This is a genomic window from Sinorhizobium saheli, assembly GCF_001651875.1.
Lineage (GTDB): Bacteria > Pseudomonadota > Alphaproteobacteria > Rhizobiales > Rhizobiaceae > Sinorhizobium > Sinorhizobium saheli.
In genome coordinates this window covers 1-23,564 of record NZ_LNQB01000077.1, presented here as the reverse complement: position 1 = coordinate 23,564, position 23,564 = coordinate 1, and the positions used below count along the sequence as shown (strand labels likewise).

At 57.5% G+C, this 23,564-nt stretch carries 16 protein-coding genes and 4 pseudogenes; 16 read left to right on the top strand and 4 right to left on the bottom strand.

Going from position 1 to position 23,564, the window contains the following annotated elements:
- Nucleotides 1-9: 9 nt before the first annotated feature.
- Nucleotides 10-828: a hypothetical protein gene (locus ATB98_RS18075; RefSeq protein ID WP_066875929.1), complete on the bottom strand. Its 819-nt coding sequence runs from the start codon at nt 826-828 to the stop codon at nt 10-12.
- Nucleotides 825-1,688: a hypothetical protein gene (locus ATB98_RS18070; RefSeq protein ID WP_066875910.1), complete on the bottom strand. Its 864-nt coding sequence runs from the start codon at nt 1,686-1,688 to the stop codon at nt 825-827. The genes ATB98_RS18075 and ATB98_RS18070 overlap by 4 nt, the downstream gene beginning before the upstream one ends.
- A 1,031-nt stretch (nt 1,689-2,719) precedes the next feature.
- Here ATB98_RS18070 and ATB98_RS18065 point away from each other — a divergent pair.
- From ATB98_RS18065 to ATB98_RS17990, 16 genes and pseudogenes are all read left to right on the top strand, one after another.
- Nucleotides 2,720-3,844: a lipase family protein gene (locus tag ATB98_RS18065; RefSeq protein ID WP_066875908.1), complete on the top strand. Its 1,125-nt coding sequence runs from the start codon at nt 2,720-2,722 to the stop codon at nt 3,842-3,844.
- 10 nt (nt 3,845-3,854) lie between these two features.
- Nucleotides 3,855-5,018 (top strand): PX domain-containing protein, encoded by a 1,164-nt coding sequence (locus ATB98_RS18060; protein WP_066875906.1) that lies wholly within the window; start codon nt 3,855-3,857, stop codon nt 5,016-5,018.
- Nucleotides 5,015-6,883: a pYEATS domain-containing protein gene (locus ATB98_RS18055; protein ID WP_153435812.1), complete on the top strand. Its 1,869-nt coding sequence runs from the start codon at nt 5,015-5,017 to the stop codon at nt 6,881-6,883. Before ATB98_RS18060 ends, ATB98_RS18055 begins: the two co-directional genes overlap by 4 nt.
- Before the next feature lie 279 nt (nt 6,884-7,162).
- Nucleotides 7,163-8,371 carry an AAA family ATPase gene (locus tag ATB98_RS18050; RefSeq protein WP_066875902.1) on the top strand — a complete coding sequence of 403 codons (1,209 nt, stop codon included), beginning with the start codon at nt 7,163-7,165 and terminating at the stop codon, nt 8,369-8,371.
- Nucleotides 8,361-10,892: a S8 family peptidase gene (locus tag ATB98_RS18045; protein ID WP_066875900.1), complete on the top strand. Its 2,532-nt coding sequence runs from the start codon at nt 8,361-8,363 to the stop codon at nt 10,890-10,892. The genes ATB98_RS18050 and ATB98_RS18045 overlap by 11 nt, the downstream gene beginning before the upstream one ends.
- A gap of 25 nt (nt 10,893-10,917) precedes the next feature.
- Entirely contained in the window at nt 10,918-11,967 is a 1,050-nt protein-coding gene (locus ATB98_RS18040; protein ID WP_066875898.1) for a HEPN/Toprim-associated domain-containing protein, read from the top strand.
- 106 nt (nt 11,968-12,073) lie between these two features.
- A complete protein-coding gene (locus ATB98_RS18035) occupies nt 12,074-13,399 on the top strand; it encodes a GTPase-associated system all-helical protein GASH (RefSeq protein WP_066875897.1) in 1,326 nt (441 codons plus the stop codon).
- On the top strand, nt 13,399-14,352 hold the full coding sequence (locus tag ATB98_RS18030; protein WP_066875895.1) for a TRAFAC clade GTPase domain-containing protein: 954 nt from the start codon (nt 13,399-13,401) through the stop codon (nt 14,350-14,352). The genes ATB98_RS18035 and ATB98_RS18030 overlap by 1 nt, the downstream gene beginning before the upstream one ends.
- 2 nt (nt 14,353-14,354) lie before the next feature.
- Entirely contained in the window at nt 14,355-15,188 is an 834-nt protein-coding gene (locus tag ATB98_RS18025) for a TRAFAC clade GTPase domain-containing protein (RefSeq protein WP_066875893.1), read from the top strand.
- Nucleotides 15,189-15,200: 12 nt separating this feature from the next.
- The gene (locus ATB98_RS18020) at nt 15,201-17,684 is read left to right on the top strand and encodes a GAP1-N1 domain-containing protein (RefSeq protein ID WP_066875890.1); all 2,484 of its coding nucleotides are present in this window, start codon (nt 15,201-15,203) and stop codon (nt 17,682-17,684) included.
- A gap of 5 nt (nt 17,685-17,689) precedes the next feature.
- Complete coding sequence (locus tag ATB98_RS18015) at nt 17,690-18,811, top strand: caspase family protein (protein WP_234781937.1); 1,122 nt, start codon at nt 17,690-17,692, stop codon at nt 18,809-18,811.
- 203 nt (nt 18,812-19,014) lie between these two features.
- Nucleotides 19,015-20,073: a potassium channel family protein gene (locus tag ATB98_RS18010; RefSeq protein ID WP_202879853.1), complete on the top strand. Its 1,059-nt coding sequence runs from the start codon at nt 19,015-19,017 to the stop codon at nt 20,071-20,073.
- Nucleotides 20,074-20,325: 252 nt separating this feature from the next.
- Nucleotides 20,326-20,511 (top strand): annotated as a pseudogene (locus ATB98_RS18005) (ATP-binding protein); the annotation flags it as partial.
- Between the two features lie 410 nt (nt 20,512-20,921).
- Entirely contained in the window at nt 20,922-21,164 is a 243-nt protein-coding gene (locus ATB98_RS18000) for a type II toxin-antitoxin system Phd/YefM family antitoxin (RefSeq protein ID WP_066875884.1), read from the top strand.
- Entirely contained in the window at nt 21,164-21,583 is a 420-nt protein-coding gene (locus ATB98_RS17995; protein WP_066875882.1) for a type II toxin-antitoxin system VapC family toxin, read from the top strand. The genes ATB98_RS18000 and ATB98_RS17995 overlap by 1 nt, the downstream gene beginning before the upstream one ends.
- A gap of 202 nt (nt 21,584-21,785) precedes the next feature.
- Nucleotides 21,786-22,425 (top strand): annotated as a pseudogene (locus ATB98_RS17990) (integrase); the annotation flags it as partial.
- Between the two features lie 6 nt (nt 22,426-22,431).
- Here the strand turns inward: ATB98_RS17990 and ATB98_RS17985 are convergent.
- Nucleotides 22,432-23,150, bottom strand: a pseudogene (locus ATB98_RS17985) (HEPN domain-containing protein); the annotation flags it as partial.
- 1 nt (nt 23,151) lies between these two features.
- Nucleotides 23,152-23,358: pseudogene (locus tag ATB98_RS30055) on the bottom strand (nucleotidyltransferase domain-containing protein); the annotation flags it as partial.
- Between the last annotated feature and the right edge of the window lie 206 nt (nt 23,359-23,564).

Genomic DNA, 23,564 nt, shown 5'->3' with positions numbered 1-23,564 from the left:
TGGCGACTGCTATCCCCCGGCGAAAACCTTTCGCGCGGCATCGACATCGGCACGAAGTCGGGCAGACTCCGCAGCCAATTCAGCTAGTCCGGCTCGACCGTTCTGATGTTCGAATGCGACCTTCAACATGCCGAACGTGGCTCGCAGCCGGTCAAGCAAGACTACAAAATTTGCGACTTTGGTCCGGTCGGCGTTGAGTTTTGCAGTCTTAGACTCCGACGATCCCGGAACCTTGCGGTCCATATAAATCATCGTGCTGTAGATTGTGGGAGCGGCATTCTTGAGCGCGAGGAGCAAGTCTTCGACGCCTTGCGTCCCCTGCAGGACCAAGCGACGCGCTTCAGCCACGCTATGGGCCCTCAGTGCATGATCGATGAGTGGATCGAGCGTCTGAACGGCGACGGCCACGCCCGGTATGCCGGTAATCTGCTTGAGGTCGTTTGAAATTTGCACCAGGTAAGACTTGGATGCAGCAACATCCTTGCCTTCCACCAGTGCCACCACCAGATCGGCATAAGCGGTCACTACTGCAAGCGCACGCCTGAAGGATTCGGTCCCTGGTGGCTCACCTATGGTCGCGAAATAAGGAGCGTCGTCGACATTGAACTCATATCTCTGCGCCGGATTTGCGTTGTGTAATTCTTGTCGTCTTTGCCTCTCCGCCACGGCGAGACCGTCAAACAAGAGCGTTCCTGCGTCGGTAACCGCATCAGCCGCCTCGGCAAACGCCCTCGCTTCCTCAACTGGCGCCCCGCTCACACAGGCAGCTCCAATCGAGGCAGGCCCCAGAACGACGACAATTCTTATCAACCGAAGAACGGGCGTCATCGCGCCACTACCGAGATGGTGCCATCGGCGCTCGTCAGGGTGCCATTGGCATCCCTCACCGTCACGCGATAGCCGACGAGGGATGGCTGAAATTCGCTTGCGATTGCCACTTCCTGAGCAAACCGTCCGCCGGCAAAACCCTTGACGTCTATCGGAGTCAAACCGCCGCCCGCAGAAGAGGTGAATGCAATATTGAGGTCATAAGGCCCAACTCCGCCGAGTACGATCCCCGTCACAGAGGCTTTGTCTCCAGCCCGAACTTGCGGGCTTGAAGTTGTGACGTTTGCCGCCAAGAGGGTGCTTCGTGTGTACGGATCGTCGGCTGCGCCGAAGTAAAATCCGAGAATGGTACCGAGCACACCGATTAGGATGGTTATGAGGTCCTTTGCGCTTCCGAAGCGCTCTTTCACCTCTTCTTTGTCCATCCAAAATGTTGCGATTGCGACCAGAATTATGATCGCGATCGTGGAGAAAGCGAACAAGAACGTGATCAGCCCCCGGGCCAGCTCCGGCTTGGCGATGTCTGAAAGAAGTTTCCCCTGGAAAATCCCCCACGCCAGGATGGCTGCGATGATAATCCCAAAACCAGCGAGGAGAACGGGGCCCGACAGAACACTCCACCCGCCTTTACTCCCAGCGCTCGCGCGCCCTTGTTCCCATTGCTCAAGAGCCTTGCCGGCGATGTCCAACAATTCCTTTCGCTCAGTCGGTTCTGCATGGGTGGCGATGACCTTGAGGTAGTCGACCGGGGCGTCGCTGCCGTACGGCCATTCGGAGCCCCGGTCAGCCGCGAACTTCCGAAGTCGCTCGTTCGAACCACCTTCGCCAGCGTTCCCCACCAGCCATGCGCCAAATGTCATTTCCCTCTCCACAGATCAAAAACACCAACGCATAGGACGAGCATGCAAGGCCCTACATCACCCAGACACATGCCGCTCACGAAGCGGCATGCCTCGTTTGGGCAACTTGGGCGTGATTATTCGTCCCACCCCGGCCACAGAGGGAGAGAAAATCAAAAGAATTCAAATATATTACAAGTCGGAATTATGTATCAGCCACCATTTCCGTGCCCACGAAGACAATTCTAAAGCACTTATTTCTAATTTATGCAACTTGAAAACGAGCTGAATCGGTGCCTATAATCCTGTTTTGGGGAAGATCTGTAACAGGTTGGAGGACTGGCCGAAGGGGGATGCGGTCATAAGTAATACTAACGTGTGACATGATGTTTTAAAAATCAACCCTGGAGGTTGAATGTGACTACCGTTGTCTTTGTACACGGTGGAGCGACGCGAGCCACCCCAGCCTATGAAATTGAGACCGAGAACAGAAATTCTCTGTTCAAATCAGCGGTATTCGGTGACAAGGCGACCATAATTTCACCTATGTGGGGAGAACTTGTCCCAAAGCTTCTATTTGACGGTGCGTCTTTCCGAAAGAGCGAGACTCAGACACTTGGGGTCGGCGGCTCGAACCCAGCAGCGACGTAAACCCCACGGTATTGCACGTGATCGCAAAGGAATCTCCTAGTTCAGCCTTGGATTTCTTTTCTCTGAACGTATCAAAATGATTGAGGCTAGCGGAAAAAACTAGATAAGCGGACTTGGCTCTCTTCGCCGGATCGATTTGCTGGACGCCGACGATCAGAAACCAAGCGGCACTCCTTCCGCGCCTAAAGGTCTGCAAGACGCGGTAAAAGCCCGGTCGACCAGCGACGTGGGTGTTGCAAGTCCCTAGGTCGAGGTTGTGCGCAAGCTTTCAAAACGATGAGCAGAAGCCAAGCCGCTTCTCCGTGCATGGAACACAGATTTTTTAACAGCCGCGCGCGCGAACAATGGATCGCCTTCCCAACCTATTGTAGTATTGCCCGGGTTCTGTGAGGGAGGGGCAGATGGTTCAATTGGTCTTCGTCCATGGCGTCGCGACGCGCGACACGCCAGAGTATCGGGCAGCGATCGGCAACCGCGACACACTTTTTCGCAAGTTGCTGTTCACCGGCAGCGATGTTTCTATTCATGCGCCAATGTGGGGGCAGTTTGTCCCGGCAATCCCCCAGACCGTGTTCGAGACCGACGAGGGGGTCACCACCTACTCGCTGAATATCGGCCCGGGACCTGGAATGGCGGGAGGCCTAGTGGGAGAGGTGCCCGTCGCGCCGGTAGGGATCTCAGACGCGACTATCGGAGCTATCGGCAAACAGGATCCCGTCGCCGCACTCGATGCGATCTGCTCAGAAATTGCCGATCGCGCCGCTCGTGAAGCACGAGACTTGAATCCCGAGGAGCTCGCGGCATTCAAAAGGGCATTTGAGGTGATCGATTCTGACGCGGCCGCAACGGTTTTCGCTGGCGAGGCCAGTACCGAGACTATTGCTGAACAGCTTAAGACAGGCCCTGGTGCCTTTGGTATAACCGACGTAATCGGCGAAGCCGTCTTGGCAGTCACCGATCGGGTCCGCAACGCAGCTTCGACTCTAGGATTTGGCGCGGTCAGGGGCAATCTCAGCCCGGCGATTGGTCTCTTCCTTGGCGATGTATTCGTTTACCTGAAGGATGGAGACGTCCGACAGAGAATACGGGCGGAGATCGGCAAGGCCGTCACGGCAGCCCATCTCGCCTCCAAGGCCGGCAAAGGTCCGCTCATCCTTATTGGTCATAGCATGGGCGGCGTGATCCTCGTCGACATGCTGGCGAACCCAAGGGCAGCAGGCTTGCCCGACGACTTGAAGGTGGACGCACTTCTGACCGTCGGCTCACAGCCTGGGTTTTTCGCAGTGCTGGATCTTCTGGCTTGGTCTGGAGCACAGAGAAAGAAGCCCGGCTGCGTCAATCGGTGGCTCAACATCTTCGATCCGATCGATCCGCTTGCGTTCCGGACCGACACAATCTTTGAGGGCGCCGAGGATTTCTCCTTCAATTCCGTAACCGGCATCATGGAAGCACACTCTAAGTATTTCCAGAGACCGCAGTTTTACGCGCGTTCGCGCAAACGGCTCAAGGAATTCGGAATTTTATGAGGCCCGACCGATGACTCTTTTTCTCGATCGCGCGATCCAAGGCCCGAAGACCCATGCGTTCATCATCGGTGTAGGAAGCTATCCCCACGCCAAGACCGGGAAGGGCGTCCGGGATATCTTGCGGAAGGTGCCTGATCTACCGAGCGCTGCTGACAGCGCCAAGTTGATGTGCGACTGGTTGCTGACGCACCAAGACCGGCTCGCCGCTCCGTTGGCGACGCTTGAGGTCCTGATCTCCGATCCTGCCCTTCCCAACAACCGCTATCCGTGGGGATTAGGGCCGGTTGACGCCGCCAGCGCCAATAACATTGAAGAAAAGGGGCAAAGCTGGTTCGACCGCGTCACCGCGGAGCCGGATACGGTTGCGTTTTTCTACTGCTGCGGCCATGGTGCCTCCCATCTTCAGCAGCCAGTCCTGTTTATCGAAGACCTGAACAGGAAAAAATCCAACGCGTGGTCGCATATCAATCTTTTCTCGTTGGCTCAGTCCCTGAGAAAGGTCAATAACGTCTCAGCAGCCTTTCTGTTTTCGGACGCCTGCGGCCAATTTGTTCCCGACTTTGAGCTGTCCAAAGCGCAAGAGACCTTGTTCTTCGACGAGCCGAATGTGTTTGGTATCAGCCGAAATCAGGTGTCACTGCTTTGCGCTGCGGGCGAAGGATTGAAGGCCTACGAAGGTCCCGATCAGATTGGCAGCGCAATCAATTTCGGACGGTTCACGCAGGTTTTGCTGAAAGGGCTCAGCGGCTCATCGGCCCGCTGGTCAAAGACGGCATGGGGGGTGGCCGGCCGTGATCTCCTGGCAGATCTTAAGTCTTTGCGGCGTGTCTATTTCAGTCATTGGGGTGATAATGAACCCTTTGAACCATACCAGGTCGTCACGCAGACGGACCCCCATCCGATCGTCTACCCGGCGGACTTCGAGCTCCCTTTCGTTGTCATGACGGATCCCGCAGATAAAATGCCCCTTTACGATCTCGTGATCAGCCAACGAAACGTTCCGCAACCACCATGGCTTAAGAACCGCACTGCGGGCGACGCAAACGCCTGGTCAACAACCGTGCCACCAAGCCGGAACGCCCACTATGCGATCGCGGTCCGTGGCGCCGAATACTATCTCATGCTGTTCCAGCCTAAAGAACCCCTGTTCGATCAATTGGTGCCAGTGTCATGAAAACGAGCTTGCATTTCGAAGCGCCCGTCGACCTGTCCGTTGGAAGGGTCAGAATTGTTGGCGACGGGCAGACGATCGCGGATTGGGTGGCAACCCCGGACAATCGCGTAATGCAGGCGGACAACCTGAAGCCTGGACTTTATTCGGCGGAAATCCGTCCCGCGGGCGTGTCCCCGCAGTCCGTGGTTTTCAAGGTCTATGAAGGCCAAGCGAACACCGTGATCCTGCCAACGTTCTCTGCGCTTTCATCGACGGGAAGCAACACTAGCTTCTTCGACACCGACAGTCTCCAGACGATGGCTGAAATACCCGTTTCGATTAGTGACGAGAGCCTCAAGAGCATTGACTTTCCTCCTGATCAAAGCGCGCAGCTTTCGGGGGTTGCGCCTGAACAGATACTCGAGCGCCAGCGCTCACAGGTGACAGTTTCTGCGGATAAGAGACGCATCACGATCGGTCTTTCGGAAGAACGGGCTGGCCGTGAGACCTTCGACTTGTTCCGAGGTCAAACGAGAATGGAACTCTTTCCGGGACGACTTGAAATTGAGATACCGACGGATATCCAGCGCGACTACTGGACCGATCGCCGCGTCAGGCTGTCAGCGGCAATCGAGCAGGTTCGGATCGAACGTTGCCTTTTGCCGCTCTACCGAGGTGGTACGAGGATCACGATAGCGGCCCCCGCGTTCTCGCCATCGGATCTCGAATTGTCGATCTTTCCGGTCGACCCGAAACTTCGAGCTCTTGTGCGAGCGCTGGATGCAGGGACATCCGAAGAGGTGATCGCTGTTCGCGACGACTTGCTCGCCAAGAACAGCCGGGAGGCGATGCTTGGTCTACAGTCCGATCCGTGGGGCGCAATTCTGGTGGGGCTTCTTGCGATCCGGTTTCCAGGAATCGTCGGACCGTTTGATGAGGAGTGGGGCAACGAACTGGCGGACCAGATTGGTTGGGCATTCGATGCACATGTCATTCGCGCCAGTCTAGCGCTCGCCGGATCGGCGCCGTCGAGGGGTGCCCAGGATCTAGCGATCGAAAACGCGGTAACGTATCTCGCCGCGGCACAAGTGGCCGGATCTCCTTATTACCGTTACTCGAACCAGCTTTTCGGCGAGATGGCAGCCGGAATCGCAAGCTATATTAAGGCCAACAGGAAACGTATAGGCGACACCGTGGCGGATCGGCGTGACAAGCTTTACAGTCGATGGCATCGGGAACTTCCACTCCAACGAGGATCCGGCCCGACCTTCACTTGGCTGGCCCGCGACCTTGATGCCCTCAAGGAGCGCAAGGTCCTTGTGCCGAAACGCAATCCATCTGGTAAATTGCGCGCGAGAGATACGACTGTCATTTTTGAGGGACAAGTCAGTGCTGGACAGATTGCAATCATCAGCGGGGGCGTGAATTCCTCGGCCGGCAGCGGTGGGATTGCCGTTTCGGCACTCGAGTTGCATTCGGCGGACGCGCCGAGTGATAGCTTGTCGCAGATGCCGGCGTTCGGTAGGCCGCCCGGGCCGGACGTCGATCCGAACAAAGGCAGGTTCGGCGGACAGGCGAGATGCAACGGTTTCAACCTTTCTGCGACATTCGAACCGACCAAGAGCAAGGATTGGGTGACGATAAATCTTACGGTTGAGGCCGAGCGATCGGTAAAAATCGGAGTGGGCGACTTCGCTTGGTTTGTCCTTCACCCGACTTTTTCACCATCGGCACTGAAGGTGTCATTCCGAGGTAACCGTGCGCGGCTGCGCATCCAGGCGTATGGCGGCTTTACTGTTGGCGTATGGCTTCCAAAGCCGAACACCGAGCTGGAATGCAATCTTGCTGCGATTGCCGGCGCTCCCAGGATCATACAATCGCGCTAAGCGATCCCTCACGGCGAGAAGGTCTCAGGACGCCAACTCTTCATGTGCTTGATGTAACGGCACGGGTTCCCTGCCTTTTCGGGTTGCGGCGGCTTGAGCAGTGCGCCAGATTCATTTGCCAGATATGGCGATCTGATCCCGCAGAACGCAGATTCAGAATGGCAGAATCGTAATACACAGGTGCGATCACGCGATATTGCAGACGATTTCCGGTTGTCGAATCTGAGTTCATGGTATATTTATCGGTCTAGTTCGATATTTTGCCTGGAAATCTCCGATATGGATCATTTTGCCGTTATCCAAAGCATCGTCCGGGCCGGCTTCGCCGGCGACCGCGAGGCATTCGAAAAGCAGGTCGTGCGGCTTCGAGAGCGACTGGAGAAGGCGGGAGACACCAAAGACGCCGCGACTTTGGAGCGGCTTCGTGCTGCCGCCCGCGATACCCAGGAGATGGCCCCTAGTCGCGTAGAGACGTCACGGACGTTGATCGTCGGCGAGGTCCTTGAGCCCGGCATCAATGCGCCTATCGATCGGGAAACCGGAGCGAAGCTTTGCACGATCAATTTTCCGGACGGGATCGGCCAGTCTCCTGTCTATATGGCGAGCGTCGCGGAAACCGTCGAGGGGCTATTGCAGGAGTGGATGAACGAAGCGGCTCTACGGGAGGTCGACGTAGAGCCAACCCGCTCGTTGCTGATTTATGGCCCGCCCGGCTCCGGTAAGACTGTCACGGCACACTATCTCGCCGCCCGCCTCGGTCTGCCGTTGGTCACGGCGCGCATCGACGGTCTTATTTCCTCGTTTCTCGGAACGACAGCACGCAACATCGCAAACTTGTTCGAGTTCGCAAACCGCTACGCCTGCGTCCTTCTTCTCGACGAATTCGATGCTCTGGCCAAGTTGCGCGACGATCCTCAGGAAATCGGGGAAATCAAACGCGTCGTCAATACGTTGCTCCAAAACCTAGATCTGCGACGAAACTTCGGCATTACCATCGCGATCACGAACCATGATCGGCTCCTCGATCCGGCGGTGTGGCGCCGGTTCGAAACGCACCTGCAGCTGGTTGAACCGGATGAGCGCGCGCGCGATGTCCTGATCGCTCGTTTTCTCAAACCGATAGCCGCGCCAGAATCGACGATCAGGGTTTTTTCGTATTGTTTGGCAAGGCGCACAGGAGCGGACATTGAAAGGATCTGCACGGCGGTGAAGCGAACACTTGCACTGAGCGGTGAATCGCATGACGGTCCGGGGCTATTCCATGCCTTGAGTTCAGTGCTTGCCCGCACGCCATATCATGATCACACTCCAGCCCGTATCCTTGCCACCGATCAGGAGGCATTTGTCAGCCTGATGGCAAACGACGGCGATTTGTCGCTCAAGCAGACCGAGATCGGTGAGGCGACAGGCTACGGGCAGTCGCGGGTTAGTGATCTCAAGAAAGCCAGGCGCCATCTGCCATTGATGGAGGCTATGCATGCCCAATAATCCGGTCCAGATCATTTTGAATGACAGCGACTTCCATCAGGCGCCTGACCCCGGGCAACCGCCGCGGAACAAGGACTTTTTTGATGGGGCAGACAGGGCGTTCGTGGCGCACCAATCATCTTTGTTGGCATCGATCGACAAGATCATCGACGAGATTAGCAAGAGTCCTTACGGCCCTGCGGCCTATCTGAAGGTTCAGATGCGAAACGAAGCGCTGGCGAAGTCCTATCGGCCGGTGTGGCATCTTTTCAAACCGGATCAGTTTCCGTGCGTAGGCGCCGACGCCGTTGGCACGCTCTTCTTCCGTGCTCCGCTGATTTATTTGAAGAGCCTACGGCAGCGGATTCAAATCGCGGAAGCCGCGGTCGAGGTAAAACATCGCCGGTCTGACGGTGAACCCTATAAGGCGCCGACCATTGCGCGAGCGGAAGTGGGCGCGATCGAAAGCATCGAGATCGCTCCTCCTGAACAAAAGCGTGCCTTTTCGACATCAGCAGCCCTTGCCGCGCTTGAGGATCCTCGGGCGGTTTCTGGATATCAGGTGGAGCTCTTCGAGACGCCGTCCGAAAGGGTGATCTCTGATGATCCTCTTGGACGGCTCGCGCTTCGGCGATCACTTGAGCGCCTTCTGTTGTCACTGGGAATGGGCGCGCGCAGCTTCATTGAATTCGATGTTGGCCGCACGCCAGTTTTGGAAGTACAACTGACAACGCTGCCTACTGTCGCATTGATCGATAACCGTGAGGGCGTGGCTGGACGGGATTTGGGAACTGCCCTCGGTCCAGCATCGATGGATCGCGATCCCCAACGACATGAAGCGGCTTTGAGCGCGCTTCAAAATCATCCCCTGGTTCGCGCGATCTTGCCGCCAGTCCTACTCGAATTGACAGACGATGGATCGCGTGCCGTTCCAGATGCCGACCGTGAGGCCGTTTCGATCCCGACACCGCAGGGGCAATCGACATATCCGGTGGTGGGCGTGATCGATTCTGGCATAGGGGCAATTCTCGATCCTTGGGTTTCCGGGCGCTTCGACTATCTCTCGGCCGATGAATATGATGCGGTACACGGTACGGGCGTTGCGGGGCTTCTGACGGTTGGCCAGGCGCTGAACGATCCCGACGTGGCTCCCGAAGCAAACGGCTGCCATCTCTATGATATCCCGCTCTATCCGCTCCGGGGGTCATTCATGGCCCACTATCCCCGTGGCTTTTCGGATTTTCTCGAGGAGATCGAGCAGGCCGTCTCGGAAGCAAAGAACACCCAAAATGTCAGGGTTTTCAATCTGTCGATCAACGCGATCGCCGCCGTCGAACGACATCGCTATAGCATCTATGCCTCCAGGCTGGACCAAATCGCCGACACTCATGGCGTGATATTTGTCAACTCTGCCGGAAATCTTGTACCGGCGCAGTCACGTTCTCCTTGGCAAAAGCGACCAGTCGACGTCATCAATTACTTTGCTTCGCGGACCTCGCCAGATACCATATTCAAACCGGCAGAAAGCGTTCGGTCCATCTCGGTCGGAGCCTTGAACCCACCGAATACCGATCAAGTCGCCGATGCGCCAACGGTTTATACCACGCGTGGTCCCGGCCTCCAGGTCGGCGTCAAGCCGGATGTCGCATATTATGGTGGAACTGGCGGCGGCGGGGTCGGTAAGTCCACCGGCCTGTCTTCGGTTTCGACGACCGGCGACAAGGAAGGCGTCGTCGGCACAAGCTATGCAGCACCGCTTGTCGCCCGGACGATCGCAGGGCTTGACCTGACAACGGAAGGCGCGCTTACCGTCGAAGCTTTGCGGGCGATGTTGCTGCATCATACGACAATGCCGGAGCCGCTGACAAAGCGCGGCCTGCGCGATATCGGTAGACAATTCGCAGGTTTCGGCAAACCGCAGCCAGTCAGCATGATGCTGGAAACGGATGATCACCAAATTACGCTGTTGTTTCAAAGCCGACTGAGTATTGGCGAGAAGAAACCGGTGATCTTGCGCTTTCCCTTCGTTTGGCCGCAAAGCTTGGTCAGCGGTGGCGCGTGTTCCGGCCGCGCCAAGATCACGCTCGTCTACGCGCCGCCTCTCGACCCGGCCTTTGGTGCTGAATTCGTTCGCGTCAACCTTGAAGCCTCTCTCAAGCAGCGCCAGGCCGAGCCGGCTCCCGATGGTAGCCCTCGCTTCAACAATCAGATTGCCGCGCGCTATCTGCCGAAGTCGACGAACCTCGCGGTGCCTGAACGGGCCCTCATCGACCATGGTCTTAAATGGTGGCCGGTCAAGCAATATGAGAGCACATTCAACAACAACGGATCTTCGCCGCAATGGCGGCTGGAAGTCACCAGCCTCGTCCGCGCGGAGGCGCAGTTTCCCGCGGAAGGCGTTCCATTCGCCGTCCTGCTTACGTTGGAGGACCCGGACGGCAATAAGCCTGTCTTTCAGGAAATGCGTCAATGGCTGCAGTCGAGCAGAGCGCAGGCCCAGGACATTCGGACTGCGGCGCGGATTCGCCAGCGCGGTCGATAAAACGCTCACTAACAAGTAGCGCCGGATGGGTACATACATCAGTTTGGATGTGGGAACGATCGAGATTACGTGGTCAAACAACCATCCCGGTCCCGATCACAGCTGCCTGTTTCACGAAACCGATCGCGTCGATATTCGGCATGATTGGAGCGGCGACGATGCTTGCCAGAAGGGCTTTCGATCGACGGTCGCCGCGGTTTTGCCGAGGATTGAGTTGCTCGGGCACACGCTGGACCGGGCTCGACGGGAATACGAGACCGCGGTCACCATCAACACGCGCGAGAGACGTGATTATGCCGAGGCAGTGGGCGAGCCTGCGCCATCGACTGGCTATCTGACATTCGACGAAATACTGACTATTGTCAGGTCGTTGCGCGCAAAGGATCTCTCGAAGGAGATCGACGAGGAGGATCAAGAGCCGAAGCGAATTCTCGCGTCTAAACTCATGCAGAGCTTGCCATGGTATGGCGTCGAGGAATACGGCGGCCGTTCCTTCGATCTCGACACCATCTTTTCCGAGAGCACTAGCGCAGAATATGTGCTTGGCGGCTTTGACCCATACACGATTATTCGTCTGCTAGCAGAGAATCCCGACAATCTCGATTGTCCTGTCACATGGGATTACGGACCGCTCGTCTCTAGTGGATGGGCGCGGGAAGAAGAGTTTGCCATCAACCGCCGCGACCGGGATTGCTTCCTGATCGTCACCGAAGGTGGATCGGATGCAGTAATCCTTCGACGCGCCATAGAGCTCCTGCGTCCCCAGATTCGCGACTTCTTCCGCTACATAGATATGGAAGAGGGCTATCCGTTTTCGGGGACGGGTCAACTGCACATGTTCATACAGGGGCTTGTGGCGATGCGGGTGCCGCTAAATGTGGTCGCCGTATATGATAACGACGCCGAGGGATTTGCAGCGTTCCAAAAGACCAACTCTCTCAAACTTATTCCGTCCTACCGGGTGTGCATATTGCCGGAGCTTGCCGAGTTATCAAGCTTCCCAACAACCGGCCCTACCGGGACTTCGCTTGCCGATATCAATCGTCAAAGCCGACTCCTTACCTTGAGCAGTTGATAAGCAATCATTCCTAGGTTGCAGATGTTCGTGATTTGTGCTTGTCTGCCCCGCTAACCGCGCAGTTCAATTATGGGAGCGGCGGAGAAGTTGTACGGAGGACTGTGTGGCTGCCGATATACTTATACGCTTTCTTCGGGCGGGCCTTGTTAACGTCGGTGGTGACGACGCCAAGCTCGAAAGGTTGAAAGAGACAGCTAGCGACCTCGCCACTTCGTTGAAGAAATCACCCTCCAAAGCAGCAGCGTTCGCCCTCATCGCCTTCGACCCGGAAGCCCCAACCGAAGATCCCATCGTCGCGGAGGCCTTGGAGGCTCTTCAAAGTCGATGGGCCACTTATGTGAATACCTTTTCGGGAACGCCGATTACAGTGATCCGCGCAGTTTTGCTCGAAGCCCTGGCGCAGGCAGCTGCCGAGGAAGATAGCGTTGGGGTTTCGTTCGTGGCATCTGCGCGCAACGCACTTCCTTTTATGGAAGCCGGGCACGAACGCGGTATATGGTCGGATGTGATTACAGATGTGGAGCATCGAATCGATGCTCGCGCAGAGGCTGAGTGGGCGACACCAGAATCGATCACGATTCCGGCGTTGACGTTGCCGACGCTCGAACCGATAACGATTACTTCGACGCCGACCACGATCAATAAAGCCAATCTTGCAAGCAGGATCGACGCAGCGGTAGGCCCGAACAACGCCGCAGGACAAGCTACTAACGGAAACCAGTATTGGCCCAACCAAGGTCAGCACTGGGCGCAGCAATTCGCGCCCAAACTCACCGATCTTCTCGCCGAGGCCCTCACAGCAGTAGCAAAGGGAAATGGCATCGCCCCAGTCGATTTGTCTGCGCCCTTGAACAGCCTGACCCAGGCGATGTCCGCCTATGTGGAAGTAACGCTGAAAACAGTGAGCGGCGCGACAGCCGGCCTGCAGAGGCGCACGAACCTTATATGGTGGAAGGAAAGCCTGTTCTCCCCGAGTGCACGAGCAAGCTATCGTGGATTGCCCGCAGCCACAGCGGCTGCGTTGATGGCGTTTGACCTCCATCAACAAGTGCCAACATTTTCACCGGCAAGCGTCGCCGCCTTTTTACACGAAGCAGTGCTCGTGCTGCCGGCCCTCGATCCAAAACAGGGACATTCTATACGGGATCTCATAGACGAGGCGATCGCCTCGCCGGAATTGGCCACACTTCGTGACGCCGCAAAGCGCCTCGTCGCGGAATCCGGCGGTCGTGGACCAGTACTGGGCCTGCTTGGATATGATTCTCGGCAATCGCTGCCACAGGATACGAAATTTCGCGAGAAGGTTGGCGTTCCAGCCACCGCCCAACTCACTATGCCTGAATGGGCGACGTGGCTCTTCAGAGAACTTCAGGCCGCCAGAGCAGCCAAAGAGTTGGCTGAAACAAAGAAACGTGGACGCAAACCCTGATGACCGAATGCTCGCGTTCTTCTTGCTTCGCACCCGACAGCACGTGCGATTTGGGTCATCTGGACCTCTCGAAATGCCCGGCGTGGAAAGCACAAAATCAGGCCGAGGCAGAACAAGGTAGTGCGGCGAGCGATGAGCTTTTGCTGCCCTGGTCGGGCAGCGCGCTCGGTCTCGTCGACGTTGGATTTATTGCTGGACGAACCAAACCCCTTATCGTCGGAATCGCCGGGCCACAGAACGCCGGAAAAACCACGTTGCTTGCCGCTTGGTACCTCCTGGTAGGCCGTGGACTGGAGGGTTCGGGACGGCGCTTTGCGGGCTCCTATTCCCTTGCCGGCTGGGAAGCCGTGGCTGGCGCACTTCGCTGGACGCCCGGCCACCAGCCTGCTTTTCCTCCACATACGTCCAGCCGCGGAGGGCGGGCCCCCGGGCTTCTTCATCTTGCATTCAGAGATGCCAATGGCGAGTCTCGGGACTACTTGTTCGCCGACGCACCCGGCGAATGGTATCAAAAATGGGCCCTTAACCGCGACGGCGTGGACAGCGAAGGTGCGCGCTGGGTTGCAGAGCATGCCGACGTGTTCTTGCTGATAGCCGACCGAGAGGCTCTCTCAGGACAAAATCGCGGCTCCGCCCGCGGCTCGCTTCAGCTCCTCGCACACCGTTTGGCAGCCGAGCGGGCGGGTCGCCCGGTAGCGCTGGTGTGGACAAAATCCGACGTAGCGATCTCGCCTGAGATGGAAAAGGCAGTGCATGACGCTGTCATTAAGGCAATGCCTGACGCTATGGAATTTTCCGTCAGTATCGCGCCCGGCATTGATGGTGGCTCGGATAAGGGTCAGGGTTTCCTGGAGCTGCTCGGCTGGACACTTGATGCTCGACGAAAGCGCGTGTCGCTGCCACCCAACAGCGCAACAAGCTCGGACCCGGTCTTCGTTTTAGGTGCGAGGTGACGATGCCGGTCGGCGACAACTCAATCCTACTTATTGGAGAATCGGGCGTTGGCAAAACGCATTATGGCGCTCAACTCCTGAAGCGGCTGATTAAGGGCGACGGAGAGCTCCATATGGATGGCGCTGCGACAAACCTTGAGCCCTTTGAGGCTGCGATGGAGCACCTCAATGAGGGCATGGCCGCTGGACATACGCCAACAACTACGTATGTCGATAGCATTTGGCCGGTGGCCGATTCCGAAGGACGAAAAGCCGAGCTAATTTGGCCAGACTATGGTGGCGAACAGATCAAGTCCATGTCATCGACGCGCCGTATCCCTTCGCCTTGGCACAAGCGGGTTATTGCCACACCCGGTTGGCTTCTGCTGGTTCGTTTGCAGCATACCCGAGCTAATGACGATATTTTCTCCCGGCCCTTGAGCAACCTCAAGGGAACCGGTTCTGATAACCGTGAGGTTCAAGTATCCGATCAGGCACGTCTGGTCGAATTGCTGCAGATGCTGCTTTATATCCGTGGCGCCATCAGCACGAAGCGGCTGGCAAGTCCTCGGCTATGCGTATTACTGACCTGCTGGGACGAGTTGGGCACTGATGAGCAGCCCGGCACCGTATTGGAACAGCGGCTTCCTTTGTTCTCGAGCTTTTTGCAAAGCACCTGGGCAGAAACAAGCATAATGGGCTTGTCGGCGCTCGAGCGAGCGCTCAGCCCACGTGATCCTGATGCCGAATATGTGGCCCGCGGACCCGAGCAGTTCGGCTACGTCGTTCTTCCTGATGGGCGGCACTCTGTCGACCTTACGCTGCCAATTCGGCACCTCCTTGCCGACACGCTCTGATAGGGTGACATAGTGAAAGTCGAGCAAGCGATCTATGGCGAAGTTCGCGGCGGCCATTCCCTGCGCGGTGCCAGTAATCCCGGTAGCCTGCCAGCCGAGTTGGCCTCACGCCTGGATCTGCCGGATACGGCTCCGCCCGGCGTCGATTGGTCGCCTTACGTCAGCGGTTTTCCCTACGCAGATCACTACATCCTTGCTCGGACTTTTGCGGATCCCACGGCAAGCCGAGCCGGTATGGTCCTTTCACATGCCTTGATTGTCCCGCTTGCGGAGCTCGCGCTGACCGCGGACCTTCGAACTCTGTTTTCCCTTCTGATAACGGCCCCTCAGCAACCGGATGTGCTCAGCACGCAAGACATATCCCCTTCGAATGATCCGCCAGGTGGCGCCATCGATCTGGTTGCAGCGTCGGTGGCTCTGACCGCTCGCGGCACCGGTCCAGTGGTTCGGCTCGGCACGGCCGGCTTTGAAGATCTGGTGGCTGCGCTTTGGTACCGTCTCTGGCCAGAACTGCGTGTCCGCTTTGCGTTTCGGCTAAGTTTCAGCCCTCACGACGTCGTCGAGACGCCTAAGCCGTCGCTGGTCTGCACACCAGCGGCCCTCTCATCCCGCTGGACGGGTTATCGGATAGTCGAGTCCTCGGTTTCAGTTCCCCCATCTGGCGCAGCCGCAATTCTTAGCGGAGACGCCCATGCAGAATCGATCCTCGCTTTCGCGCGCGACATTGGCGCTGAACTGGGGCATCTCAATGAATTGCCGCCGCTCGAACGAGCCTACGAGATAAGCTTCGCGCGGCATGCAAGCTTTAGTGATTGCGTATCAGCCGTCCGCCTAGTGGACCGGCTATCGCCTGATCCTAATAGTGGATTTGCAGGAAAGTCGAAGCTAGTCGATAGACTGGACTCTCGCCTGGAGCATGCCAAGGCCGATGACATTTTGCTGCTCAGAAATTTGAGCGCCTCCGGACTTTCGACGACCACCAAACTCTGGGCAACCTTGGAGTTTTGGGTAAGAAACAATACATTTTCATCCGCAGACGATTCCAGCATGCTATCCGCAATTGACGATGCCCTTTCGGATTTGACAGCCATAAAGCCATGGCGCGACGCCGTGCTAGGCGGCATTGTCTCAGCATCTCGTTCGAACGCGTCGGCATTCCCCGCGGCCTTCTGGCGTTGGGCGCATGCGCGACCCACTCTGCTCTCGAAGCTTGCCGAACGCCTGCCGCAGGACAAAAGCTTGGAAAGCAGGCTCATAAATGCACTCCCAGCAGAAGTTTCGGATCGCGCCGGGCTAGCGGTCATGGCCATCTCGAAACTGAAGAACTGGCTTCGCCTCTTTGGGGCGGCAGCGGGTTCCAGCCTTGAACCGCGCGATGCTGTCCGAGAACAACTGGCGATTGATCAAGTGCCTGCCAACCTCGATGGTCTCAGGGCAGCCCTGCGTCGTGCCGCACCGGAGCAAGTCGTCGCTATCGCCCTCGACAATGCTGACGCGCGTGTGTTGACTATCGCGGCAGAGGAAGTGGCGCGGCAGCCCAAGCTATTGAATGGAACTGACGTCACGTCTCCGCCGGGGCAAGAAATTTGGGCGCTCGCAATTGGCCTCAACGCCGATGCCTGGCGAGGGCCGAGCGATCCCCACGGAGCATTGATTGCCACCTTGCAAAGCATGCTCGACGGCAAACCGGTCAGTATGAAGCTCATAACGGCTCTCTCCACGGCCCCGATCGCAGACCTTAGTGACTATCCACGCCGGTCTGAAGTGTGGCAGCACCTCGTCGCTGCCTCCCGAGATAACCTCCTGACTGCCACGGCGACCGGCTGGATCGAACGGGCTTGCTCGGGGGAAATTCCTTATACGCCAGATCCTGTGCTCGAAGCTGCGATCGTCTCCGGCGATCGCCTTGACCGCGCTCTGCGGACCATCGTGACGACAGGGGCGCGGACTGTGTTTTCGATTGTCGCTGCTTTGCCGCTCTTCGACGAGCATCGCTTTCTTCGCTGGTTACAAGAGCCAACTGTATCTCGCCATCAGTGGACCCCCGCGGATGCGGAAAGCCTCGGTAGACTCGTTCTAAATCGCCGCTGGCGGCACGTTTTGGACAGGTTGCTTGATTTCGCGCGCGCTGGACGAACGGATATTAAACCGGCGCTGCGCATTTGCCATGAAATGATCGGCATCTTCACGCGCTGGTCGCTCAACCTGTCGGCGGTGACATCCGACGAAAAGTGGACGGTCTTCGAGGAACTTGCAGTCGACCTTTACCCGACCGGGCCGGACGACAATGAACTATGGGATCGGGCCGGCGGGAAAAAATGGGACTTGCAAACGTTTGGCAACGGACGGTCCCGATGGCACGACGCGATCGCCCAAATCCGCCGTGGAAAAGGGCCTCGACCTAGTCGGTTGCTAGGCGAAATGAGGCGTGATTTTCCGCTGAATGATCAAGTTCGCTATCTTGCGAGCGATTCCGACCTAAGCAGCTATCGATAACGTGAATGCAGATGACCATGAACCAACAGAATGCTGACGACACCACCAACCAGGCTGGATTCATAGAGGGACACGCGCTGCTGATTGCTGTCGCAGCCTATCCACGAGTGCGTGCCCTGCCTTCGGCGGTGATCAATGACGCACGAGACATGAAGGCCGTGCTCACGTCTTCGATGCATTGCGGCTATGATTCGAGTAACGTGATCCTGCTACAGGATGACGACGCGACACTCGACAGGATCCGGCAAGAACTGGCCACGCTGGCTGATCGCACCAAGGCAACGGATACAGCGGTGATCTTCTTCTCGGGGCACGGCGTGCGCATGGGCGATTCCGCGAACCCGGAAAGCGCGTTGGTGCCTATGGATTGCGAGCCGGCAAATCTCTCCACCACCGTCCTACACGAAGCTGAATTCTCCGCGGCGCTTGCGCGGATCAAGGCCAAACGCTTGGTCGTTTTCATCGATGCCTGCCATGCGGGGGCGGCCGGCACATTCAAAGGTCGCGACGGTCTACCTGATCTGGGTTTCAGTGAGAAGTCGCTGGACCGTCTGGCGCAGGGAAGCGGTCGCGTTTTGATCGCCTCGTCTCGAGGATCGGAGACTTCGCTGATTTTCAACGGGGCCGCCAACAGCCTTTTCACCGAGCATCTGCTCGGCGCACTGCGCGGTGGCGCACGCACCAATGGAGACGGATTCATCCGGATTTTCGAGGTTTTCAATCATGTCGCCGAGAAGGTTCGCGCTGCCGCGCCGGGTCGTCAGCATCCAATATTCAAAGCTAGCGATCTGGAGGACAATTTTCCCTTTGCACTTGATCGAGGTGGTGCAAAGAGCATCGAGTCTTCCCTGATAGCAACGCGTAATGAAACCTGGCGGCAGTTCGAGGAAATCCTTGCCGATCTTTATCCTGCCGGCCCGCTGGACCAAGAAATTTGGGCTCGTGCAGGAGGTGATATCTCTCGTCTCCGGTTGTCCGGAACGGGCCGCGCGAGTTGGTTTGCGGCGTTGCGGACAATCCGACAAGGCGGCGGCGGTCATGACATAACGCGGAAGTCTCTAATTCAGACTGCCCTCCAAGACTTCCCCCACCATCAGGAACTTGCGCAACTTCTGCCAAATGGCTGATCCATCTGCGCACGTACCGACGGTCTAATATTATGATATTGGCGCCATAACCGTGTTTGATAGGCAAACAGACGAGACAGAGCGGTCGAATGCATCAAGAGACAAATGCGGAACAAGAGTGGGATTTTTCTCCCGAGCCTAAAGCCCTTATGACGACGAAGGTGGGACGTTTTTTTGAGCTATGGTCATATGAGGACCTCCTCATGGCAACGCTTGCCGTGCTGTTCACCTCCTCAGTCTATTTTTCTGTCTTGGCTGGGATGAATCACGGCCTGAAGGATATAGATCCGAGCTTTCTGGATGCTCTCTATTTTTCCTTCGTTACGTTCACATCGTTGGGATACGGCGAATACGTGCCTCAGGGCTTCGGCCGGGTGGTTGCAATCGTCGACGTGGTCTCGGGGCTCGCGTTGACGGCTCTTCTCATCGGAAAATTTGCATCTGAACGGCAGAGCGCGATCCTTGTTCTCTTGCACACGAGCGACTGCCAGCGACGCATCTCCGGCTTCTCCCTGGACTTGCAGCGATTCAATAATTCTATCGCGGACCTCGATGCGGCCGCCGAGCAGAAGAAAGTCCTGAGGGCGCTACGCGATTTGCAGCAGCTCATGGAAGCGATCAGCAACTACCTTATCTTCAACGCCATGCAAGCTCGCATCGTTGAGTTCGGTAATTCGGCGGGGCTTTCAACACTTTATCGCCAGTTGGAGGAAACATTCGCCGTCTGCGAAGCCGTGGTTCGCGAAGCCAACGTTCATGGGCAGGCGCCGATTATGAACCGTGCTTTCGCCGCGTGCGGCAGGATCCGGAGTCTTTTGTCCTATATGCGCAAGCTGCATGTGCGAGCCGCTGGAAAGCACGGCTCGATCAATTCCTTCCTTCTCGTCAAAGCACGTCTTCGCAAAAAGCCGTTCAGCGAGCCGGACGGAGCTGCAAAGGCAGCCGCGCTGCTTGAAGATAGGCTGAACGAACAATTGGCACAGCTCTCGATCTGGAAATCCACGACGCTGAACCCCGAGCTCACCGAGCAGGTCTTCAGAAAATTTCCCATTGGTCCTAAAGAGAGTTGGGGGAAATCGGTTCACAAGACGATCGCCAAAGATATCGGCGTGTCGAATTCGCTGGTTGCCAAGACCATCAACAAGCTCATCGATGACGGCCGGTTGCCCAAATCGGAACCCAAAATGCAAAAAAAGAAGAGGGAGAGCAGATCACAGAGGGCTGAAATCGAAAGCGACGGCTATCCTGATCCGGTGTCCTAAGCAACTTGAGACCAACTTCTCTTAGCTTCCGAGCATTAGGTCGCTGATTGCGCGCTGCCTTGCCTAAAAAGCAAATTCGCGATGATCCCGGCACGCGGAAGAAATGCGGACGTTGAGAAAGAATGCTCGGATACAGTGGGAGTTAGAAGCTAAAAGCGGACAAGAGTTGTCCGGGCATATGACGAGTGTCACGCTCGCCGAAATCGACAGTCATTGATCTTTTCAGACGTTAACTGCGGGATGGTTTGGGAAATTCCGGAAGGCAATCGCGCTCTCATCTTCCAGCCATTCTTTTCGACCCGACGGGACAGCGGCGGGACCGGCATGGGCCTGGCTATCACCCAGGCCATGCTCGCCTCTCACGGCGGCACGATCAGGCTCTTGGAGACTGGCGGCTCCGGCGCCAGTTTCGAGATCTCCCTGCCCGCAATCGGCTGATCGCGCGACAACTTTGATACAGCGGCGGCTCTTAGCGAGCGCAGCCTCGTTTTATGTATCCTCCGGCAAAGCCGGGCGATGGTGGCTTCTGCTTCACCGCCGAAAGGATTCATGGTCCGCCCTCTCCGCGCCACGAATTCTGCCCCACGTACCGCCTCTGGGGCGACCCGACACGAAAACTCATAAATAATTAACCATATGAACTAAAGAAAGAAATTTTACAAACGGAAGCTAAATGATCACAACATTCCGCCACCCGGACGCCGATTTCCGCAGGCGCTCACTATCGATAGGGACCAAGTATCGATAGTGAGTTGGTCTTCGGTTGACCAACTTGCCGTTTCGGCGCTATCATCGCATCAAAATCCACCGCCGCTCGACGAGAGACTTAAAATACATGGAGAACCATTATGACCGTCACAGTCAAGGTCGCGGAGGCCAAGACGCATCTGTCTGAGCTGCTCGCCCGCGTCGAAGCCGGTGAAGAGGTGATCATTTCCCGCGGCAACAAACCCGTTGCCCGGCTGTCGCGCATCCGCCGCGAAAATGACATCGATGCGCTAATCGCTGAGATCAAAGCCCAGCGTGCCGGCCGCCAATCCACGACACAGGAGGAAATCCGTGAATGGCGCGACGAAGGCCGGCGGTATTGATGGCCTTCATCCTCGACGCCTCGATCGCTGCCGCCTGGTTTCTTCCCGATGAACAGCATGATGCCGCCGACCGGTTGATGGCTGATCTGCGCGCGACCATTGGCGTGGTACCGGCCTTGTTCTGGTTCGAGACGCGCAATCTATTCCTGGTCGCCGAGCGGCGGGGACGACTCCGGCCGGGCGAAGCGCTTCTTTTGATGACGCAACTGCGCGGGTTGTCACTGGAAGATGGCGGATCAGGCAGCGACGGCCTGGTGCTCGACCTTGCAGCTCGTCACATGCTGACCGCGTATGACGCCAGTTATGTTGCGCTTGCGAAGGCGCAGGACATGCCGCTGGCGACAGCCGACCGGAAGATGGCCGCCGCAGCACGCGGGGAAGGCTTGAAGATCTTGGGTCCACTTGAGCATGAGCACTGATCCAGACATGCGCAATTCTATCGGCGGGGGATGTACGAAACGCCGAGCCCCGTGCCGCCCCCGCGCTCGCGAGATAGGCATGGAAACTTGGCGGAATGCAGGTGCACAATCTTGGCCGGAACCAACTCCGCTCACGACGATCTTTATGACGAGCCCGGCCTGCCGCGATGATCGCCGGCGCCACCAACGCGAGGGGTCGATGATGACCGATCATGGTCCAGGCATTTCTGCTACCGGGGCGATGCACCGCCGCGCCGAAGAGTTCGACGCGCTCGATGCCATCCTGCCCTTCGACCGCCGCGACCAGCTCGCCGCGCCGCTGTCTGACGACGACGTCGCAACCCTGAAACATCTCGCAGCCGAGGGCATGGGCGAAAACACGCTAAGGGCACTCGCGTCCGATCTGGCTATCTCGAGGCCTGGTGCGGGCTGGACCCCCTCCCCTGGCCGGCGCCGGAGTCGCTGCTGCTCAAATTCGTCGCCCATCATCTGACCCGGCCAAGCGCGCCGAGGAACCGGACCACGGCATGCGGCGGACATAGAGGCCGGCATGCCAGACCACCGCCTGGTTCGAGCGAAAAGCCCCCATACTCCCGACACGGTGCGGCGGCGCATGGCTTCTTGGTCGATCCGGTGCTCCTTCGACGACCGCTTCTCTCAAAGCGGCGCTATGGCTTGCGGTCCGCGCGAGCGCTCGCCCGCGTCAACGAAAGAGCAAGAAGGCCGTGACGTCCACAGTCCTGGACAAGCTGCTGAACGCTTGCACCGGAGAGCGCCTGCTCGATCTGCGCGACCGGGCGCCACGTCTGCCCGCTTTTGCGTCTGGCAGCCGGCGGCGATCGTAATCGTTAAGCACCTTCGTTTGCAGAGGACCGTTTTGTGCCGCTGCTGGTCGCACGTTCCAATTCTGCCAGCCGCTCCCGGCAAATCGCTTCGACGAGGCGGTGGAGGTGCTCCGTCCGGTCGAGGAGCCAGGCGAGCGCTTTCTCGGTGATCTCGAAGTGCTTCGAGTAGCGGGCCTTTACGTAGGCCTCGTTGAGAATGTTGTACCAAGCAGTATAGCGATGCTGGTCGCGGGGCCACGCCTCGACGAGCCCACGGTCGTGATCCTCGGCAAGGCCCCGCAGGAATTTAAGATTATGCGAAGGCGGGCTGTAGTTGGCGAGCGTTAAGAGGGTCGCCGAGTACGCATGCTCGTTAGCCTGATGCAGGCTAAATGTAGCGAGGCGGGCCCACTCAGACGCATCACTAATCTGTCCAGCTTGCCAAATCGCTGTGCGCAGCATCAACTGGGCTTCCGGAAAGCGCCTCGCGAAATGCTCCTTTGCCACCCTGAGCGCATCGGCGGGAGAAAGCCGTTTTGGCTGCGCAAGTGGTTGATCGTCAAGCTCGTAGAGGACGATACCTTCGCGCAGAATGTCGACGAAAAAATAGTGCCCGCCGATTAGGAAGGTATTCACCTCCCGGCGCCCGTGGACAATCAATCCGACCGGTGTCGAGACATCCTTGTCCCACATCAGCCGGTCCGTTACCTTGTCCCAGTACGCCGGCTCAGCCAACTTCCGCANACGATAGCCCTTCATCGTGTGCGGTTCGTCAACCCAGGTTCCACGGGCATAGGAGCCGAACAGGATGATTTTCAGGATGCGGCCACGTTTCTTGAAGTCGGCCGTGCCGCCCTTGAGCGCGTCAGCAAATTCCTCATGGATGATCTCAACGACGCGGGCAAGCTCGCGCTGCTTTTTCTCGGGCAGGTGTTCGAGGCTCGACTTCATGTCCAACCGATAGGGCAAAGACGATTCGCCGTCTACTACCTGTATTCATTGGATTTTGGTCGTTGCAGGTTACACGGCAGAGCTCCTGAACGGGTGGCAGTTAGCTTTAGCCTTGGTCTAGGAAGGCTAGCAGGCTGCTGAAAATCGTGTTGCGTTACCGCAAGCCATCGCGGTGGGTGCGATTTTTTGACGGATTTCGGCAGGAT

Coding starts and splice junctions, on each gene's coding strand:
- ATB98_RS18075 (WP_066875929.1), bottom strand. CDS start 828: ATGACGCCCGTTCTTCGGTTGATAAGAATTGTCGTCGTTCTGGGGCCT.
- ATB98_RS18070 (WP_066875910.1), bottom strand. CDS start 1,688: ATGACATTTGGCGCATGGCTGGTGGGGAACGCTGGCGAAGGTGGTTCG.
- ATB98_RS18065 (WP_066875908.1), top strand. CDS start 2,720: ATGGTTCAATTGGTCTTCGTCCATGGCGTCGCGACGCGCGACACGCCA.
- ATB98_RS18060 (WP_066875906.1), top strand. CDS start 3,855: ATGACTCTTTTTCTCGATCGCGCGATCCAAGGCCCGAAGACCCATGCG.
- ATB98_RS18055 (WP_153435812.1), top strand. CDS start 5,015: ATGAAAACGAGCTTGCATTTCGAAGCGCCCGTCGACCTGTCCGTTGGA.
- ATB98_RS18050 (WP_066875902.1), top strand. CDS start 7,163: ATGGATCATTTTGCCGTTATCCAAAGCATCGTCCGGGCCGGCTTCGCC.
- ATB98_RS18045 (WP_066875900.1), top strand. CDS start 8,361: ATGCCCAATAATCCGGTCCAGATCATTTTGAATGACAGCGACTTCCAT.
- ATB98_RS18040 (WP_066875898.1), top strand. CDS start 10,918: ATGGGTACATACATCAGTTTGGATGTGGGAACGATCGAGATTACGTGG.
- ATB98_RS18030 (WP_066875895.1), top strand. CDS start 13,399: ATGACCGAATGCTCGCGTTCTTCTTGCTTCGCACCCGACAGCACGTGC.
- ATB98_RS18025 (WP_066875893.1), top strand. CDS start 14,355: ATGCCGGTCGGCGACAACTCAATCCTACTTATTGGAGAATCGGGCGTT.
- ATB98_RS18015 (WP_234781937.1), top strand. CDS start 17,690: ATGCAGATGACCATGAACCAACAGAATGCTGACGACACCACCAACCAG.
- ATB98_RS18010 (WP_202879853.1), top strand. CDS start 19,015: ATGGCAACGCTTGCCGTGCTGTTCACCTCCTCAGTCTATTTTTCTGTC.
- ATB98_RS18000 (WP_066875884.1), top strand. CDS start 20,922: ATGACCGTCACAGTCAAGGTCGCGGAGGCCAAGACGCATCTGTCTGAG.
- ATB98_RS17995 (WP_066875882.1), top strand. CDS start 21,164: ATGGCCTTCATCCTCGACGCCTCGATCGCTGCCGCCTGGTTTCTTCCC.